This window comes from Citrobacter sp. Ce006 (assembly GCF_030336535.1).
GTDB lineage: Bacteria > Pseudomonadota > Gammaproteobacteria > Enterobacterales > Enterobacteriaceae > Citrobacter > Citrobacter europaeus.
Window position 1 is genome coordinate 1 of sequence record NZ_JAOWDO010000019.1, and the last position, 216, is coordinate 216.

Annotated in this window: 1 protein-coding gene; it reads right to left on the reverse strand. The window is 54.2% G+C overall.

Annotation, left to right across the window (positions count from 1 at the left end):
- The coding region (locus OGV94_RS00090; protein WP_286522111.1) for an SUMF1/EgtB/PvdO family nonheme iron enzyme at positions 1 to 216 on the reverse strand (216 nt) is incomplete at both ends.

The following is a 216-nucleotide window of genomic DNA, read 5'->3' on the forward strand; positions in this document are numbered from 1 at the left end:
CGGCAGCCCCGTCTCCTTTTTCAGCCAGCGGCAGTAGCTGTCGGCCTCGCGCCATGACACCACCGCCGGACTGTTTTTAAGATGGGTCATGTCCGCCAGCGTTTTATTCCGCCATTCTTTATCAAACTGCTGGGCAGGTAACCCCGCCATTTTCAGATAAAAAGCGTAATCCTCATGGGTCACCTTGAAACGACCGATGGAATAGCTGCTCAGCGT